Annotated in this window: 15 protein-coding genes and 1 pseudogene; 4 read left to right on the forward strand and 12 right to left on the reverse strand. The window is 66.9% G+C overall.

Annotated elements, in window-relative coordinates; all coding sequences use genetic code 11:
- From VTU_RS0109405 to rpiB, 6 genes and pseudogenes are all read right to left on the reverse strand, one after another.
- Positions 1–625: motility-associated protein (locus VTU_RS0109405; protein ID WP_010103578.1), on the reverse strand; the 625-nt coding region annotated here is incomplete at its 3' end.
- 206 nt (positions 626–831) lie between these two features.
- Positions 832–1,788 carry a sugar-binding transcriptional regulator gene (locus VTU_RS0109410; protein WP_010103579.1) on the reverse strand — a complete coding sequence of 319 codons (957 nt, stop codon included), beginning with the start codon at positions 1,786–1,788 and terminating at the stop codon, positions 832–834.
- A 13-nt stretch (positions 1,789–1,801) separates the two neighbouring features.
- Positions 1,802–2,560: an SDR family oxidoreductase gene (locus tag VTU_RS0109415; RefSeq protein WP_010103580.1), complete on the reverse strand. Its 759-nt coding sequence runs from the start codon at positions 2,558–2,560 to the stop codon at positions 1,802–1,804.
- 34 nt (positions 2,561–2,594) lie between these two features.
- Positions 2,595–3,595, reverse strand: a pseudogene (locus VTU_RS26680) (substrate-binding domain-containing protein).
- Between the two features lie 158 nt (positions 3,596–3,753).
- A complete protein-coding gene (locus VTU_RS0109425; protein WP_010103581.1) occupies positions 3,754–4,758 on the reverse strand; it encodes a substrate-binding domain-containing protein in 1,005 nt (334 codons plus the stop codon).
- A 132-nt stretch (positions 4,759–4,890) separates the two neighbouring features.
- Entirely contained in the window at positions 4,891–5,361 is a 471-nt protein-coding gene (gene rpiB, locus VTU_RS0109430; protein WP_010103583.1) for a ribose 5-phosphate isomerase B, read from the reverse strand.
- A gap of 282 nt (positions 5,362–5,643) precedes the next feature.
- On the opposite strand from rpiB, the gene dhaL reads away from it, so the two are divergent.
- Positions 5,644–7,437, forward strand: coding sequence for a dihydroxyacetone kinase subunit DhaL (gene dhaL / locus VTU_RS0109435; RefSeq protein ID WP_010103584.1), 1,794 nt, complete (start codon positions 5,644–5,646; stop codon positions 7,435–7,437).
- A gap of 16 nt (positions 7,438–7,453) precedes the next feature.
- Here the strand turns inward: dhaL and ispH are convergent, their stop codons facing one another.
- Both ispH and VTU_RS0109445 read right to left on the reverse strand, forming a co-directional pair.
- On the reverse strand, positions 7,454–8,437 hold the full coding sequence (ispH, locus tag VTU_RS0109440) for a 4-hydroxy-3-methylbut-2-enyl diphosphate reductase (RefSeq protein WP_010103585.1): 984 nt from the start codon (positions 8,435–8,437) through the stop codon (positions 7,454–7,456).
- Complete coding sequence (locus VTU_RS0109445; RefSeq protein ID WP_010103587.1) at positions 8,437–8,904, reverse strand: FKBP-type peptidyl-prolyl cis-trans isomerase; 468 nt, start codon at positions 8,902–8,904, stop codon at positions 8,437–8,439. Before VTU_RS0109445 ends, ispH begins: the two co-directional genes overlap by 1 nt.
- A 125-nt stretch (positions 8,905–9,029) precedes the next feature.
- On the opposite strand from VTU_RS0109445, the gene VTU_RS0109450 reads away from it, so the two are divergent.
- Positions 9,030–10,454 (forward strand): FAD-binding oxidoreductase, encoded by a 1,425-nt coding sequence (locus VTU_RS0109450; protein WP_010103590.1) that lies wholly within the window; start codon positions 9,030–9,032, stop codon positions 10,452–10,454.
- Between the two features lie 24 nt (positions 10,455–10,478).
- Here VTU_RS0109450 and VTU_RS0109455 read toward each other — a convergent pair whose 3' ends face one another.
- Together VTU_RS0109455 and VTU_RS0109460 are read right to left on the reverse strand one after the other, a co-directional pair.
- A complete protein-coding gene (locus VTU_RS0109455; RefSeq protein ID WP_010103591.1) occupies positions 10,479–11,678 on the reverse strand; it encodes a phosphoglycerate kinase in 1,200 nt (399 codons plus the stop codon).
- Between the two features lie 83 nt (positions 11,679–11,761).
- Positions 11,762–14,794 carry an Rne/Rng family ribonuclease gene (locus tag VTU_RS0109460; RefSeq protein WP_010103593.1) on the reverse strand — a complete coding sequence of 1,011 codons (3,033 nt, stop codon included), beginning with the start codon at positions 14,792–14,794 and terminating at the stop codon, positions 11,762–11,764.
- A gap of 590 nt (positions 14,795–15,384) precedes the next feature.
- On the opposite strand from VTU_RS0109460, the gene VTU_RS0109465 reads away from it, so the two are divergent.
- Positions 15,385–16,416, forward strand: a complete 1,032-nt coding sequence (locus VTU_RS0109465) for an RluA family pseudouridine synthase (protein WP_029554249.1) — start codon at positions 15,385–15,387, stop codon at positions 16,414–16,416.
- Positions 16,417–16,426: 10 nt separating this feature from the next.
- Positions 16,427–17,101, forward strand: coding sequence for an HAD family hydrolase (locus tag VTU_RS0109470; RefSeq protein ID WP_010103596.1), 675 nt, complete (start codon positions 16,427–16,429; stop codon positions 17,099–17,101).
- 66 nt (positions 17,102–17,167) lie between these two features.
- Here the strand turns inward: VTU_RS0109470 and VTU_RS0109475 are convergent, their stop codons facing one another.
- Positions 17,168–17,551, reverse strand: coding sequence for a RidA family protein (locus VTU_RS0109475; RefSeq protein ID WP_010103597.1), 384 nt, complete (start codon positions 17,549–17,551; stop codon positions 17,168–17,170).
- An 11-nt stretch (positions 17,552–17,562) separates the two neighbouring features.
- Positions 17,563–17,709, reverse strand: a complete 147-nt coding sequence (locus VTU_RS31330) for a hypothetical protein (RefSeq protein WP_010103599.1) — start codon at positions 17,707–17,709, stop codon at positions 17,563–17,565.
- Positions 17,710–17,994 lie beyond the last annotated feature (285 nt).

Consider the following 17,994-nt stretch of genomic DNA (forward strand, 5'->3'; position numbering starts at 1 on the left):
GCAGCGCCGAGCCGATCATGCTGCCGAGCACCGCAGGCGGCTGGCCCACGGACGCCATGGTGTTCACCACCCCGAGCACGGCGGCAACGATCCCGAACGCGGGCAAGGCCCCGGCCAGACGGGCCAGCGCGGCCACGGGGGCGTGCGCCTCCTGGTGGTGGGTTTCGATCTCGTTGTCCATGAGCGCCTCGATTTCGTGCGCGTTCAGGTTGCCCGAGACCATCATGCGCAGATAGTCGGTGGTGAACTCGACGACGTGGCGGTCGCTGCCCACTGTCGGGTACTTCCTGAAGATCTCCGATTCGTGCGGCGCCTCGACGTCCTTTTCGATCGCCATCAGCCCTTCCTTGCGCGCCTTCTGCAAGATCTCGTAGAGCATGCTCATCAACTCCATGTAGCGTTCCTTGGTGTACTTGGAGCCCTTGAGCGCCAACGGGATGGCGCGCAGCGTGGCCCGGAGCACCTTGGGCTGGTTGTTCACCACGAAGGCGCCGAGCGCGCCACCCAGGATGGTCACGATCTCGAAAGGCAGGGCCCGGAGGATCACGCCCATGTTTCCCCCATGCACGACGTACATGCCGAAAATGCAGCCTAGGCAGACGATGTAACCAATGATGACGAGCATGCTTTGAACTTGTTGGGCGACAGCCCGGGCACGGTGCAACAGGCAAGGCTGCAGTCAACGCAATTCCGCCGAAGGTTACTGCAAATGTAGAGGATTACCGGGCTCAAAAGACCGTATGAAAGCCGCCAATACAGGGCTTCTCCGGTAAAAATGGAAAGCAATGACTGAAGCCCCGGGCGCACGCGTCCGTTCGCGCGCGGGCGCCTTCAGCGCGCGGAGTTCATCGCCGCTTCCAACTGCAGGACGGCAGCAGCGTTGCCCGCCGTCGTCGCCAGGGTATCGATGGTCCCGGTGCGCAAGGCCCCCAGGATCGCCGTCACCTTGCTGGTTTCGGCGGCCACCGCGATGACGTTCGGGATGCGCTGCAGGTCATCGCGCGTCAGGCCGATGACCCGTCCCTGCATCGGCGTCGGCGCCGGCCGGCCATGGATGTCGATGAAGTCGTAGCCCATCATGTCGCCGACCGTTCCTGCGCGCCTGGCCTCGGAAATCTCCTGCGCGCTGAACCAGCCCATGCGCACCATGTTGCTGTCCACGCTGACGTCGCCAACGCCGATGAGCGCGACGTCGGCACGCCGGGCCTTGTCCAGCGTGTGGCGCACGGTGTCGTTTTCGAGCAGCGCCCGGCGCACCTGCGGGTCGCCGACCAGCGCCGGCGCGTACAGGGATTCGGACTTGCCGCCGAAGCGCGCGGCCAGCCGGCGTGCAATGTGGTCCGCGTTCATGGCCTCGCCGCCCCGGTACGAGCCACCGATGGCACTCACGAAGTTGCACTCCCTGCGGGTGGTCGACATGGCGTGCTCGGACACGCAAGACAGGTTGCGCCCCATCCCGACGGCGACCACGCTGCCGTCGAGCAGGATGCGGTCGAGCTCGCTCGCGACCAAACCCGCGAGCAGTTCGCGCTGCTTGTCGGAATCCTTGTGGTCCACCGCGATCAGCGCGCGCTGGATGCGAAAACGCTCGGTCAGCTGGCGCTCGAGGTCGGCGGCAAAGATCGCGTGCGGACGCACCCGGATCTCGACGATGCCCTCCTCGCGCGCACGGCGCAGCAAGCGGCCCACGGTCGCCCGGGAGATGCCGAATTGCCTGGACAGATCATCCTGCGTGCAGCCGTCGACGTGGTACAGGGTCGCCAGCTGTGCCAGTTCGCTTTCGGTCATGGGGCATGGAGCCTCATTGGATCGTGTAGCCCCCGTCGATGACCAGGTTCTCGCCCGTGATCATGCCCGCGTGCCCGCTCACCAGGTACAGGATGGCTGCGGCGATCTCGGCCGGCTGCGCGAAGCGGCCGGTCGGGATTTTCTTCTTCATGGCCTCGCCGACCTCGCCGGCCCAGGCCCTTTTGCCCAGCTCGGTTTCGACCACGGTCGGCGAGACCGCGTTCACCGTGATTCCCAGCGGCGCCCATTCGAGCGCCAGCACCTGGGTCAGGGACACCAGGGCGGCCTTGCTCGCGCAGTAGGCCGCGTGCCGCTCGAGCGCAATCACGCTGGCCTGCGACGCCAGGTTGACGATGCGCCCCCCACCCTGCCCCGCCATCACCGGGGCGACGGCCTGGGCCAGAAAAAATGGCGCCTTCAGGTTGATGGCCATGGTCTTGTCCCAATCGGCCTCCTGCACCGCGTCGGCCCGGTCGAGCAGCCCCACGCCGGCATTGTTGACCAGGATGTCGATGCGCGCGAAACGCTCCAGCGCACGGCCCACGGCGGACTTGAGCTGCGTGGTGTCGGCCACGTTGCAGACCACGGCGAGATGCTGTCCCGGCAGCTGCTGCGCCAACGCCAGCACGCTTTCGCTGAGGTCGAGCAGCACCAGCCGGGCGCCCCGGTCGGCAAAGAGTTCAGCCACCGCAAGGCCGATTCCCGAGGCGCCGCCGGTGATCAGCGCCACCTGGCCCGAGAGATCGAAAGCCCGTTCGAAAGAAGAAGACATGGAGATCAAGCCCTGTGCTGCGTTGTTTGCTGCGTCATTTGCTGCGTTTGACCAAGAGCGCGTCCGCATTCTGCAGCGTGATCCGCGTCCAGGGCACGTTGTACTGCCGGGCCGTACCGTCGCCCCAGTGCAGCCCCTCTCTGGCGTAGTCTTCCCACACGGTCGCACGCGGCTTGTAGCCGGGCCCGACGAGATGGCGCAAGAGCACGTCCAGCCCCCCCTGCGCCTGGCCTTGCGCGTCCTGCAGAATGCTCACCATAGTGCCTTCCTTCACGGCCTTGATCGCGTCCGAAATGCCGTCGATTCCAGCCACGGGAACGACTTCGGCGACAGCCCCCGGGCCTTCAATGCATCGATCGCACCGAGCGCCATTTCGTCGTTCTGGCCAATGATCCCGTGGATCTTCCCGGCGTGCACCGTGAGCCAGTTTTCCATCAGCGCCAGGGCTTCGGCACGCGACCAGTTCGCCGTCTTCATCTCCAGCACGTTCACGTCCCTGTAGCGCGCAACCACCGTCTGGTTGCCCTTGCGCCGCTCAATCTGCGCGGACTGCCCGATCGGCCCCTCGATGATGAGCACATTGCCCTTGCCGCCCATGGCCTTGATCACGGTCTCGGCTTCCAGTGCGCCGGCCACCGTGTCGTCGGAGCCGACATAGGAAACGAGTTTCTCGCTGTTCACGCGGGCGTTCGAGCCGACCACGGGAATCTTCGCCGCAACGGCCTTGTCCACCGCCTGCGCGCCGGCCTGGCTGTCGATCGGCACGAATAAAATCCCGTCGAATTTCTGCGTGATCATCGTGTCGAACTGGTTGTTCTGCGTCTGCGCATCGTATTTGCCGTCGAATACGGTGATCTTGACGCTGCCGTCCTTGACTGCGGGGTGCTCCTTCAACGCATTCGCCCAGAGTTGCATGAACTCGCCCTTGAGGCCGTAGACGGCGGCTCCTATCCTGTAGACCTTTTGCTGGGCCGCGGCCGGGGCCGCAAGGGCAAGCACGGCCGCGGACACGGCGATGAGCTTGAGAAATCGCATGGCCAGATCTCCTTGGGAATGGAATGGACGACGGGGGACGGTGTCGCAGGTCAGCCCTGCTGCACGAGACATCGAGTCGCCCCGCCGCCACGATGATGGCACCTTTGATGACCTGCTGGCAATTTGCTGCTGTTACTACTTGAGCGGCTGTTGCTCTATTACTTGCTGCGCTTGGCCAGGAGCGCGTCCGCATTCTGCAGCGTGATCGGCGTCCAGGGCACGTTGTACTGCCGGGCCGTGCCGTCGCCCCAGCTCAGACCCTCGCTGGCGTAGTCGTTCCACAGGGCAGCGCGTGGCTCGTAGCCGGGCCCGACGATGTGGCGCAAGAGCACGTCCAGCCCTCCCTGCGCCTGGCCCTGCGCGTCTTGCAGGATGCTCATCATGTGGCCTTCCTTCACGGCCCTGATCGCATCCGTCACGCCGTCGATTCCGGCCACGGGAATCGACTTCGGCGACAGCCCCTTGGCCTTGAGCGCCTCGATCGCGCCGAGCGCCATTTCGTCGTTCTGGCCGATGACTCCGTGGATCTTCCCGGCGTGCGCCGTGAGCCAGTTTTCCATCAGCGACAGGGCTTCGGCGCGCGACCAGTTCGCCGTCCTCATCTCCAGCACCTTCACGTCCTTGTATTTGGCAAGCGCCGCCTGGTTGCCCTTGCGCCGCTCGATCTGCGCGGACTGCCCGATCGGCCCCTCGATGATGACCACGTTGCCCTTGCCGCCCATGGCTTTGATCACGGCCTCGGCCTCCAATGCGCCGGCCACCGTGTCGTCGGAGCCGACATAGGAGACGAGCTTGTCGCTGAGCACGCGGGCGTTCGAGCCGACTACGGGAATCTTTGCTTCTGCGGCCTTTTCCACCGCCTGCGCACCGGCCTGGATGTCGATCGGCACGAACAAAATCCCGTCAAATTTCTGCGTGACCATCGTCTCGAACTGGTTGTTCTGCGTCAGCGCATCGTACTTTCCGTCAAAGATGGTGAGCTTGACGCTGCCGTCCTTGACTGCGGGGTGCTCCTTCAAGGCATTCACCCAGAGCTGCATGAACTCGCCCTTGAGGCCGTAGACGGCGGCTCCTATCTTGTAGGGCTTTTTCTGCGCTGCGGCCGGGGCCGCGGCGAGGGCAAGCACGGCCACAGAAACGGCAATGAGTTTGAGGAATCGCATGGGCAGGTCTCCTTGGGAGTGGAATCAACGAAGGGGGAATCGCAGTCCAGGCCGGCTTCTTGCGCGAGGCATCGGGCAGTAATGCAGCCACAAACTGGAGAACAAACCAGAACGACACCAGAGAGGTTTTGCTCAGGCGCCCGGTGCGCGCGGCAGCGCCGCCTGCGCGCACTCGTAGGCGCTGATCGCAGCGACCTTCAGCGCCGACCTGCCGCCGTCAAAGGCCGATTCGAGGAAACGATCGACGATGGATTTCGCGAGTTCCGCGCCGATCACGCGCGCGCCCAGCGTGACGATCTGCGCGTCGTTGCTGCGGCGCGCGCGCTCGGCCGAATAGGTGTCGTGGGCCTGCGCCGCCCGGATTCCCCGGACCTTGTTGGCCGAAATCGCCATGCCGATGCCGGTGCCGCACAGCAGCACACCGCGCTCGTGGCGGCCCTGAACGATCGCCTGCGCCACGGCGATTGCAATGTCCGGATAGAGCACCGGCGCATTGTCATGGGTCCCGAAGTCGATGACTTCATGCCCTTGCGCGAGCAGGTGCTGCCGGACGATGCGCTTCAGATCGCAGGCCGCTTCGTCGCAACCAATGGCTATGTTCATGGTGTTTCTTCAATAGTACAAACGATCATGCAAAGATCATTTGGTCAGGCAGTATTCTCAGGACCCACGCGCTTGTCAAGCGCGTGGGTCCCGGGAAAATAAGGAAAAGCCGCACAATCTCCTGATTTCCACAGGAATTTTCGCAGGAATCAGTATTTACCACGGGGTTTCTCCCAAGCATCCTCGATTGACACCCTGTTTCCGTCAGATCAAAATGATCACATACAGAACATATGGTTATCAATCGGCCGCTTCCTACGGCCTTTCGATGGAGACATTCGCATGACGACGGGCAATCGCGTAATCAACGACCCCGATTTGGTGGTCGAAGACATGCTTCGGGGCTTTCTCGCGGCGCACGCCGAGACCCTGTGCGCGAATGCGGACAACGCCCGGGTGGTGCAGCGCATCGGCGCCCGGCAGCCGGGCCGGGTGGGCATCGTCACGGGGGGTGGGTCGGGCCATGAGCCCGCCTTCCTGGGCTACGTCGGCGAAGGGCTGTGCGACGCGGTCGCCGTCGGCGAAATCTTCTCCTCGCCCACGGCCAGGAGCTTTTATGACGCGATGCGCGCGGCCGACGGCGGCGCCGGCGTGGCCTGCCTCTATGGCAACTACGCGGGCGACAACATGAACGTGAAAATGGCCGTGCAGATGGCCGCCCGCGATGGCATCCGCGTGCAAACCGTGGTCGCCAACGACGACGTGCCGTCGGCGCCGAAAGGCGACGAAGCGAAACGCCGCGGCGTCGCCGGCGAGATCCTGATGTGGAAGGTCGCCGGCGCCAAGGCCGCGCAGGGCGCCAGCCTCGACGCGGTGGTCGGCGCCGCGCAAAAGGCCATCGACAACACCCGCAGCATCGGAATCGGCCTGTCGGCCTGCGTGATCCCGGCGGTCGGCAAGGCCAACTTCCAGATCGAGCCCGGCAACATGGAACTGGGGATCGGCCACCACGGGGAACCCGGCATCGGCGTGCAGCGCACCCCGAGCGCCGCCGGGATGGCCGAAATCATGCTGGACGCCGTCCTGCCCGACCTGCCCATCGTCCGGGGGGAGCGCGTGGCGCTCCTGGTCTCCGGCCTGGGCGCGACGCCGCTGATGGAGCTATACATCCTCTACGCCGAGCTGTCCCGGCGCCTGGACGAGCGCGGCATCGCGGTGGCTTTCCAACGAGTCGGCAATCTGTTCACGTCGCTGGAGATGATGGGCGTGACGCTGACGCTGATGCGGCTCGACGACGAACTCGAGGCCTGCCTGAGAGCGCCCTGCTGCTCGGTGGGCATGACCGTGCCCGGCGCGCACGGCGCCCCCGCGCAGGCGCATTGGTCGGACACGGTCCGGGGCAGGGTCGCAGCGCCTGCCGTGCAGCCGCCGCTGCCGGAAACCCGCCGCGCGGTGCCGGCGCCGCCGCGCACATGCCAGGGCCCCTGCGTCGCGCTCGACGGCGCGGGGGGCATGGTGCGCGAGCTGATCGCCGCCATCGTCGAAAACCGCGGCTTCCTGAGCGAAATCGATGGCCTGATCGGCGACGGCGACCACGGAATCAACATGGCCAAGGGCTTTACCGGCTGCGGCGCACGGCTGGATGCGATTGGCCCGGAACGCGCCGCTTCCTTGCCGGCAGCGCTCGAGCAGCTGTCGCAGGCGCTGATGGACGACATCGGCGGGTCCATGGGGCCGCTGTACGGCAGCTTCTTCCTCGGCTTCGTGAACACGCTGGAGGGCCATGCACGGCTCGACGCGGCCTTGTTCGGCGAGGCGCTGGCCAGCGCCATCGCCACCGTCCAGACCCTGGGCAATGCCCAGGTCGGCGACAAATCCCTCATCGACACCCTGGTGCCGGCGCGCGACGCCTACGCCAGGGCCCTGGAATCCGGGGCCGGCTTCGCCGGTGCATTGCAGGCCATGGCCCGTGCCGCCGAGGCCGGCAAGGATTCCACGAAGAATCTCCAGGCCCGCATCGGCCGCTCCGCCCGCCTGGGCCCACGCTCGATCGGCGTTCTCGACGCGGGCGCCACCTCGTGCTGGATCATCCTGCGCACGATGGCGCAGTACCTCCAGCGCCAACTCGGCGCGTAGCGGCCGGCCCGCCGGCTCAAGACCCCGCGGGCCCTGTCTGCGGCGGACCCAAGTCCGTGACCACGTCCGTCTTCAGCCCCTTGGGCAGCGGGAACTTGAGGCTCTCCTGGATTCCCGCCATGCTGCGCACCGACACGGCGCCCAGCGCCTTGATGCGCCCGATCACCTCCTGAACCAGGATTTCCGGGGCCGAGGCCCCGGCGGTCAGGCCCACGCGGGCGACGCCGTCGAACCATTGCGGATCGAGATCGTCGACGCTATCGACCATGTGCGCCACGGCGCCGAGCTTGGCGGCGAGCTCGCGCAGGCGGTTGCTGTTGGAACTGGTGGGGCTGCCGACCACGATGACCAGGTCCACCTGCGGGCTCAGCAGCTTCACGGCGTCCTGCCGGTTCTGCGTGGCGTAGCAGATGTCCTGCAGCTTGGGCTCGCGCACGCCGGGAAAGCGCGCGCGCACGGCCGCCGCGATTTCGATGGCATCGTCCACGCTCAACGTGGTCTGCGTGACCACGGCCAGCTTGTCCGTCTGCGCCGGCTGCACCCGGGCCACGTCCTGCACGTCCTCGACCAAGTGGATTCCGCAATCCAGCTGGCCCATGGTGCCCTCCACCTCCGGATGGCCCTTGTGGCCGATCATGATGAACTCGTAGCCCTGCTTGGCGAGCTTGGCCACCTCGACGTGCACCTTGGTCACCAGCGGGCAGGTGGCGTCGAAGATGTGCAGGCCGCGGCCCTCGGCCTCGCGCCGCACGGCCTGGCTCACGCCGTGCGCGCTGAAGATCAGGGTGGCGCCGGACGGCACGTCGCACAGCGCCTCGATGAAGACCGCGCCCTTGGCCCTGAGATCGTTCACCACGTAAGTGTTGTGCACGATCTCATGGCGCACGTAGACGGGCGCACCGAACTTCTGGATGGCGCGCTCGACGATTTCGATCGCACGGTCCACCCCCGCGCAGAAACCGCGCGGCTCGGCCAGCAAGATGGTCTGCGGCGTCGGCATCAGAGGACTCCGATCAGTTGCACTTCAAACGTCACCGGCCGGCCCGCGAGCGGGTGGTTGAAGTCGAACAGCACCGCGCCATCGTCGCGCAGTTGCAGCACCACTCCCGCGTAGCTGCCCTGCCCGTCGGGCGTGGGAAAGTGCAGCACGTCGCCCACGCTGTAGCACGCGCCAGGCTCGCCCATGGCGTCGAGCAGCTTGCGCGCCACCCACTGCTGCATGCCGGCATTGCGCTCGCCAAAGGCTTCGCCGGCGGCCAGCTCGAAATGGGCGTGCGCGCCCTCGGTCAGGCCCAGCAGGCAGCGCTCCATGGCAGGAGCCAGCTGCCCCGTGCCGAGCGACAGGGTGGCGGGCTTGCCGGCAAAGGTATTGATCACATCCCCTGCCGGGCCGGCCAGGCGGTAATGCAACGTGAGGAAGGCGCCCGGCCCGACGGCGACAGGGGCGATGTGGATGGAGGAAGTCATGCAAGTCCCGATAAACTGGTCTGCATTGTAGAAAACCGGGAAAGACCCGCGTCCATCGACTGCCCAGAGCCACCCATAATGAATCTCGACGCCGAACCGCCGACAGACAGCCCGGAGATACCGCCATGAACGCCCCCGCCACCACGACCCACCTGCTGCCCGAGATCCGCTTGCGCGCCGTGCCCCAGGCATTCATCGGCGCGTTGCAGGCGCGCTTTGGCGCGCAGTGCTCCCTGGCGCAGGCGGTGCGTGAACAGCATGGCCGCGACGAAGGCTCGTTCCAGGCGCCACCGCCCTCGGCCGTGGTGTTTGCCGAAAGCACGCAGGACGTGGCCGACGCCGTGCAGTTGGCCAGCCAGTACGCGGTGCCCGTGATCCCATACGGCGCGGGCTCGTCGCTCGAAGGCCATTTGCTGGCTGTGCAGGGCGGCATCAGCATCGACCTGAACCGCATGAACCGGGTGCTGAGCGTGAACGCCGAAGACCTCAGCGTGACCGTGCAGCCCGGCATCACGCGCAAGCAACTCAACGACGTCATCAAGGACACGGGCCTGTTCTTTCCCATCGACCCCGGCGCCGACGCCAGCATCGGCGGCATGAGCGCCACGCGCGCCAGCGGCACCAACGCCGTGCGCTACGGCACCATGCGCGAGAACGTGCTGGCGCTCGAAGTGGTCACCGCCAGCGGCGAAGTCATCCGCACGGGAACGCGCGCCAAAAAGAGCAGCGCGGGCTACGACCTCACGCGCCTGATGGTGGGCAGCGAGGGCACGCTGGGAATCATGACCGAGATCACCGTGCGCCTGCACCCATTGCCCGAGGCGGTGAGCGCAGCCATCTGCTCGTTCCCGAGCATCGAGGCCGCCGTGCGCACCACCATCGAGACCATACAGTTCGGTGTGCCGATCGCGCGCGTAGAACTCATCGACCGCCACGGCGTGCGCCTGGTGAATGCGCACAGCAAGCTCGATCTGCGCGAAGAACCCATGCTGCTCATGGAGTTCCACGGCTCACCTTCGGGCGTGCAAGAGCAGGCTGCGACAGTGCAGGACATCGCCAGCGAAAACGGCGGACAGTCCTTTGAATGGGCCAGCACGCCCGAAGAACGCAGCCGCCTGTGGGCCGCGCGGCACAGCGCCTATTTCGCCGCCGTACAAAGCCGCCCGGGCTGCCGCATCATCAGCACCGACACCTGCGTGCCCATCAGCCGCCTGGCCGACTGCCTGCTCGACTCGGTGCAGGAGGCCGAAGCCAGCGGTATTCCCTACTTCCTCGTGGGCCATGTGGGCGACGGCAACTTCCACTTCGGCTACCTGCTCGACCCGAATATCCCCGAGGAGCGCATCACCGCCGAAGCGTTGAACCACAAACTCGTGGCCCGCGCGCTGCGCCTGGGCGGCACCTGCAGCGGCGAGCATGGCGTGGGCCTGCACAAGATCGGCTTTCTGCCCGACGAAACCGGCGCGGGCGCGGTGAACATGATGCGCGCCATCAAGCGGGTGCTGGACCCGAGGAACATCCTCAATCCGGGGAAGATTTTCGTGCTCTGAGCGCTGTCGGTTGCCACAGCGGGCCTACACAGCGGCAGCCGCGCGCTGCTCGAGGACCGCGAAGGCCGGGAGCTTTCTGCCCTCGAGCACTTCCAGGAATGCTCCGCCGCCGGTGGAGATGTAGCCCAGCTGTTTTTCGATTCCGTATCGGGCGATCGCCGCCAATGTGTCGCCGCCGCCGGCGATGCTGAACGCCTGCGACTCGGCCACCGCCTGGGCGATGGTGCGGGTGCCGTTCTCGAACGCGGGAAACTCGAACACCCCCACGGGGCCGTTCCAGACGATGGTGCCTGCGGACTTGAGCTGTGCGGCCAGACGGGCCGCGGTTGCGGGGCCGATGTCGAGGATCAGGTCGTCGTCGGCGACCTCCCGGGCGGCCTTGACGCTGGCGGCTGCGTCGGCGCCAAAGGACTTGGCAGTGACCACGTCGGTCGGGATCGGCACCTCGGCGCCGCGGGCCTGCATGGCGGCGATCACGGCACGGGCTTCGTCGAGCAGGTCGGCTTCGACCAGGCTCTTGCCGACGGGCAGCCCCGCGGCAAGCATGAAGGTGTTGGCGATGCCGCCGCCCACGATGAGCTGGTCGACCTTGTGCGCCAGGCTTTTGAGGATGGTGAGCTTGGTCGATACCTTGGAGCCGGCGACGATGGCGACCAGCGGACGCTGCGGCTGGGCCAGCGCCCGGGTGAGGGCGTCGATTTCGGCGCAGAGCAGCGGGCCGGCGCAGGCAACGGGGGCAAACTGCGCGATGCCGCAGGTCGTTCCTTCGGCGCGGTGCGCGGTGCCAAAGGCGTCGTTCACGAAGATGTCGCACAGCGCGGCGAGCTTGCGCGCCAGGTCTTCCTGGTTCTTCTTTTCCCCCGGGTTCAGGCGGCAGTTTTCCAGCAGCACGATCTGTCCGGGGGCCAGCGTGACGCCATCGACCCAGTCGGAGACCAGGGGCAGGTCGCGGCCGAGCAGTTCGGCCAGCCGGACCGCAACCGGCGCCAGCGAATCCTCGGGCCGGAACCTGCCTTCGGTCGGGCGGCCCAGATGGCTCGTGACCATCACGGCGGCTCCCGCGTCGAGCGCCATGCGGATGCAGGGGATCGATGCGCGAATGCGCGTGTCTTCGGTGATGCGGCCGGCGGCGTCCTGCGGGACGTTCAGGTCGGCACGGATAAACACGCGCCGGCCCTGGACCTTGCCCTGGGCGCAAAGATCGGAAAAGCGGAGGATGTGCATGGGACGGGGGCTTTCTGGCGGGCCGGTGGAGTAACGAAGGGCCGGTTCAGGCGACTGCGAAGAGAGCCCTCCGGCCAGAACTGTCAGGCTGGTGGCGTTTGCTCGAAGGGCAGCGCCATGGCCGACAGGTCGCGGCGGGTTTCCACCAGCACCAGAGGGCCTTCTTCGGGCAGTTCGGTCGAAGGGCGCTCGCGCGGCACATGGATGGACTGCGGCTCGACGGCAATCGCGGCCTGCACGGAGGCGATTTTTTCCGCGTCGGAGTTCACCCATTGCAGACCCGACGCAGCAGCGACCTGTTGCAGTTCATCGATGGGCAGGGCGAAGGCCTGAACGCGCGGCAGGCTGTGCGCGGCAGCGGGTGGCGCTGCAATGGGTGCGGCGGGGGGAGCAACGGGTGCCGCCGGTGCCATGGCCACCGGTGCGGGAGGCACAAGGACCGGGGCCACGATGGCTGCGGGGGGCGCGACCTCGGGGGCATCGGGGGCATCGGGGACCACGGAGGTCACCGGGGCCGGGGCGGCAACAGCGGGCAGCGTCGCCGGTGTGGCGGCTGCATCCACGGCGTCGGCGCTGAAGTAGCTGCGGCGCGCGGAAGTGTCCTGCGCGGGCGCGGCCTGGTCGGCGGCGGCAGCGGGATCGGGATCGGGTTCCAGCACCGCTGGCGCTGCGTTTCTGGGGTTGTTCTCACGCGGGCCGCGTTCCCGGCCGTAGCGGTCGCGCGAACGGCGCTCGCGGCGCTGCGGTTCTTCGCTGGCGGGGCCGGTGCCGTTGGGCTGAACGTCGCTGGCACCCGGGCTCAGATCGAGCGGCAGTGCCTTGTCGACCAGTTCGCCGGATGCGGCGGCGCTTTCCTGCGCGTCCATGGCATGGGGAATGCGCTCGCCGCGCTCGCCCCGGTTGCCGCGCTCACCACGGCCCTCGCCACGCTCGCGGCGTGGGCCGCGTTCGCCACGGGGCTGCGGTGCACTGTCTGCGCTGCCATGGCTGCCGTTCGGGCCTTCCGATCGCGCCTGTGCCGCCGTGTTGTCCGCGCCCGCTGCGCCGGCCGAGTTGCGTGCTTCGGCGTCGCGCCGGCCGCGGCCGGCGTCGCGGCCATTGCGGCCCTCGCGGACTTCGCCTTCGGGGCGGCGCTCGGCGTCACGCGGGGAACGGCCTTCGATCGGGCGCTCAGCACGGCGGCCACGGCCCTCGCCAGCGCCCTCGCGCAGGCCTTCCCGACCGCCGTCGCGGCCATCGCGGCCGGCACGGCGACCACGGCTTTCACCCGGGCGGCCATCGCGGCGGGGCTCGCCGCGGCTGCTCGTTTCAGGGGACGCCGTGGGCGCGGGCGCGGCGGTTGCGGGCGCGGCCGGTGCGCTGCTGCCAAAGCCGAACAGGCCTTTGAGCCAGGAAAAGAAGTCCTGCTCCTGCGGCATCGCCGTTGCAGGGGCCGGGGCCACCGGGGCGGGGGGCTCGACGCCGCGCTGTGGGCGGGCCACGGCTTCGGGGCGGGGCTCGGACACGGGGGCGGGTGCGTCCGGCAGCACGCCCTTGATCACGGGGGTTTGCCTGTTGGTGGGCTCCTGCGAGCGGCGTGTCACGACGCCGGGGTCTTCGGTTTCTTCGACGAGCGTGTAGCTGGCTTCGATATGGTCCAGGCGCGGGTCGTCGTGCTTCAGGCGTTCGAGCTTGTAGTTGGGCGTCTCCAGCGTCTTGTTCGGAACCATGAGCACGTTCACCCGCTGCTTGAGTTCGATCTTGGCGATCTCGGTGCGCTTTTCGTTGAGCAGGAAGGAGGCCACTTCGACGGGCACCTGGCAGTGCACGGCGGCGGTGTTGTCCTTCATCGATTCCTCCTGAATGATGCGCAGGATTTGCAGCGCCGACGATTCGGTGTCGCGAATATGGCCGGAGCCGCCGCAGCGCGGGCAGGGGATGGACGAGCCTTCGCTGAGCGCGGGCTTGAGGCGCTGGCGGCTCAGTTCCATGAGGCCGAATTTGCTGATGGTGCCCAGTTGCACGCGGGCGCGGTCCTGGCGCAGCGCGTCGCGCAGGCGGTTTTCCACTTCGCGGCGGTTCTTCGACTCCTCCATGTCGATGAAGTCGATGACGATCAGGCCGCCGAGGTCGCGCAGGCGCATCTGGCGCGCGACTTCATCGGCGGCCTCGAGGTTGGTGCGCGTGGCGGTTTCCTCGATGTCGCCGCCCTTGATGGCGCGCGCCGAGTTCACGTCCACGCTGACCAGCGCTTCGGTGTGGTCGATGACGATGGCGCCGCCCGAGGGCAGTTGCACGGTGCGCGCGTAGGCCGATTCGATCTGGTGTTCGATCTGGAAACGGCTGAACAGCGCGGCAGCGTCGCGGTAGCGCTTCACGCGGGTGGCGTGCTCGGGCATGACGTGCGCCATGAACTGCTGCGCCTGCTCGTAGATGTCGTCGGTGTCGATGAGGATGTCACCGATGTCCTGGTTGAAGTAGTCGCGGATCGCCCGGATCACGAGGCTCGATTCCTGGTAGATCAGGAAGGCGCCCTTGCCGCCCTTGGCTGCGCCGTCGATGGCGTTCCACAGTTTGAGCAGGTAGTTCAAGTCCCATTGCAGTTCGGGCGCGGTGCGGCCGATTCCGGCAGTGCGCGCGATGATGGACATGCCGCCCGGGTATTCCAACTGGTCCATCGCCTCCTTGAGCTCGGCGCGGTCCTCGCCCTCGATGCGGCGCGAGACGCCGCCGCCGCGGGGGTTGTTCGGCATCAGCACCACGTAGCGGCCAGCGAGCGAGAGCAGGGTGGTGAGCGCCGCGCCCTTGTTGCCGCGCTCTTCTTTTTCGACCTGGACCAGCAGTTCCTGGCCTTCCCGGATCACCTCATTGATGCGCGCCTGGCCCGGTGCGACGCCGGGGGCGAAGTAACTGCGCGAGATTTCCTTGAGCGGCAAAAAGCCGTGGCGGTCTTCGCCGTAATCGACGAAGCAGGCTTCCAGCGAAGGCTCGACGCGCGTGACGACGGCCTTGTAGATGTTGCCCTTGCGCTGTTCACGCCCCTCGATCTCGATTTCGTAGTCGAGGAGCTTTTGTCCGTCGACGATGGCCAGGCGCCGTTCTTCGGGCTGCGTGGCGTTGATGAGCATCCGCTTCATGATGCGATTCCTTCCGTGTTGCGCAGACAGCAGGCACAGCGGTACCCACGCTGTGCCTGCCGCCCACGGTTCCAAACCAATGAACAACCAAACCCTGAAAGGGCTATGAATGCCTGGACCGACGCATCGAAACGAAGAGGAAGGGAATTGCCGGGGATACCGAAGTCCTGCCGCGCGTCAGCACGGCAGGCAAGGGCAGGGGCGCGTGGATGGGGGCGAGTGGGGGGACGCAGTCTCGCAGCCCTTGGGGCCGTCGCCTGCGCTTGGTCGGGGGGCGTCGGGGTCGGATTCGGGCGTGCAGCCGCAGGCAAGAGCCTGCGCCACAAGGTCACAATCCATGCCATCAGCCACCACATGCTCGCTTTGATCCGCCGGCAGGCCGCTCCCGGGTAGGAGCGGCCTGCCGGCTTGGGGGATTCCATATCAGTGTTTCAATTCAGTCAGCCCGCCGGTTGGCGTGCAGGCCACCGCAGGCATCTGGCCTGCAATCTGCGTGCACGACACCCGTTGGCATCGATCTTCCTGCGCTGCTGCAAGGGTCGCGTGAACTAAACTCCAGACAAATCAACCACTTACATGGCAACGCGCAGGTGAAACGCATTATAGGGGCCAAAGCCAGGCCCGGGAGCAAACCGCCACCCGAGCACACCACGGCGGCAGGCCCTGCGGCGGTGCGGCTGCTGGAGGTCGATTCCGCCTTTGCCGGCCAGCGACTGGACAACTTCTTGCTACGCCACTTGCAAGGCGTGCCCACAACGCATGTCTACCGCATCATCCGCAGCGGCGAGGTGCGCATCAACATGCGGCGTGTGCGTGCCGACACCCGCGTGCAGGCCGGCGACGCGGTGCGCCTGCCGCCCGTGCGCGTCTCCGGCAAGAAAGCCGCCGGGAATCCGGCGCCCGCGCGGGAGTTCCCCGTGCTGCTGGAAGACGATCAACTCATCGCCATCGACAAACCCGCAGGCGTGGCGGTGCATGGCGGCAGCGGCCTGAGCTTTGGCGTGATCGAGCAATTGCGCCGGGCGCGACCGGATTCCCGGTTCCTGGAACTGGTGCACCGGCTGGACCGGGAGACCTCGGGAATTTTGCTCGTGGCCAAGAAGCGCTCCGCGCTGATTCAGTTGCAGGACCAGTTCCGCGAGCGCGCAACCGGCAAGACCTATCTGGCGCTGGTCCCGGGCACCTGGCCCGCGGACAAAAAACGCATCGACCTGCCGCTGCACAAATACCTGCAAGCCGACGGCGAGCGCCGCGTGCGTGTCACCACCGCGCAGGACCCGGACGGCATGCGCGCCATCACCCGCGTGAAGCTGCGCAGCAGCCTGCCCGCACGCCTGGCGCAGGGGCTGCCTGCGATGTCGCTGCTCGAGGTGACGATAGAGACCGGCCGCACGCACCAGATCCGGGTGCATCTGGCAAGCCAGGGATACGCCATCGTGGGGGACGACAAGTACGGGGATTTCGAGCTCAACAAGCGGCTGCAAAAGCTGGGGATGAAGCGCATGTTTCTGCACGCCTGGCGATTACAGTTCATGCACCCGGCGTCGGGCGAGCGACTGAGCTTGCAGGCCGAACTGCCGCCCGATCTGGCCGATTTCGCATCCCCGCCCGAGAAGGCGTGAACGGACCCCCATGCCCGCCCCAAGCCCCCGCCCGCGCCGTTTCGACCTCATCGCCTTTGACTGGGACGGCACCCTGTTCGATTCCACGGCGATCATTGCGCGCTGCATCCAGGCGGCGGTGCGCGACCTGGGCGGCAACGTTCCCAGCGACCGGGATGCGGCCTACGTAATCGGCATGGGGTTCGCGCAGGCCATGGCGCACGCGGCCCCCGACATGCCGGCCGACCGCTACGACGAACTGGGCCAGCGCTACCGCTTTCACTACCTCCGGCAGCACGATGAGCTCAGCCTTTTCGCGGGGGTCCAGCCCCTGCTGATGGAACTGCGCGCGCGCGGCCACCTGCTCGCCGTGGCCACCGGAAAGAGCCGGCGCGGACTGGACGAGGTTCTGCGCACGGTGGACCTGCGCGGCGTGTTCGATGGTTCGCGCACGGCAGACCAGACGGCGGGCAAGCCACAGCCCCTGATGCTGCAAGAGTTGATGGCCGAATTCAACGTCGCACCCGCGCGCCTGCTCATGATCGGAGACACCACGCACGACCTGCAGATGGCGCTCAATGCCGGCTGTGCGAGCGTGGGCGTGAGCTACGGGGCGCATGCGTGCGACGCCTTCCATGCGCTGAACCCGCTGTTCGTCGCCCATTCGGTGCGCGAACTGCACGACTGGCTGCTGCAGGAGGCTTGAGGGAACCCTCCCGGGAGCGGCCTGCTGCATACAGCGCAACAAGTCCGCGCGTGCATCGCCCGGTTCTCAACTGCGCCGCCGCGCAGTGACCTCCAGTTCCACCAGGGCCTGCGGCACCGCCAACTGGCAACACACCGTGGTATTGCAGGGCCGGTTGTCGCCGAAGCGGCGACGCAGCACCTCGCTCACGGCCGGCACGTCGCCGCGCTCGGGAACGTAGACGCACACGCGGACCACGTCCGCGAGGCCCGCCTGCGCCTGCGCGAGCGCGGCCTCGATGGTGTCGAGCGCGCGCTCGCACTGCGCGGCCGCGCCGGCGGCAAAGATGCCGCTGGCATAGTCTTGGCCCACGGTACCGGATACGAAGATCCAGTCACCGTCGATCACAGCACGCGAATAGCCGGCAAGCGCCTCCCAGCGCGAGCCTGTTTGGATGAATCGACGCTCCATGCAGCCCCCACCTATTGCGGCTTGAAACCGGAATCGCGGATCACCTGGCCCCAGTGACGGCTGGCGTCTGCGACCCATTGCCGGACCTCGCGCGCCGGGGCCGGCGTGACCTCGTTACCCAGCCGGGCGAGTTTGTCCTGCAGTACGCTCTGCACCACACTGTCGAACTGCTCGACGAATTCCGGTGGCAGGCCCCTGGGCCCGAAGAAGGCAAATCAGGGAGTGACTATTCAGCCGCTACCGACAAACTCCATAGGAGCGCCATTGAACGCATCCCGTAACGCATCAAGCATGCCAACCCCATGCTTGCGAGCAGTGTCCAGACATCCTTCTGCTCGTGACTCAGCGTTGAAGTGTCGGAGGGTGTCAGCATGGAGCGAGTATCACCGATTCGTGTTCGAGAGGCTGAACAGTCACGTTTCCACACAAAACGACGAGGAGCC

Source organism: Verminephrobacter aporrectodeae subsp. tuberculatae At4 (genome assembly GCF_000193225.1).
GTDB classification, from domain to species: Bacteria; Pseudomonadota; Gammaproteobacteria; order Burkholderiales; family Burkholderiaceae_C; genus Acidovorax; species Acidovorax aporrectodeae.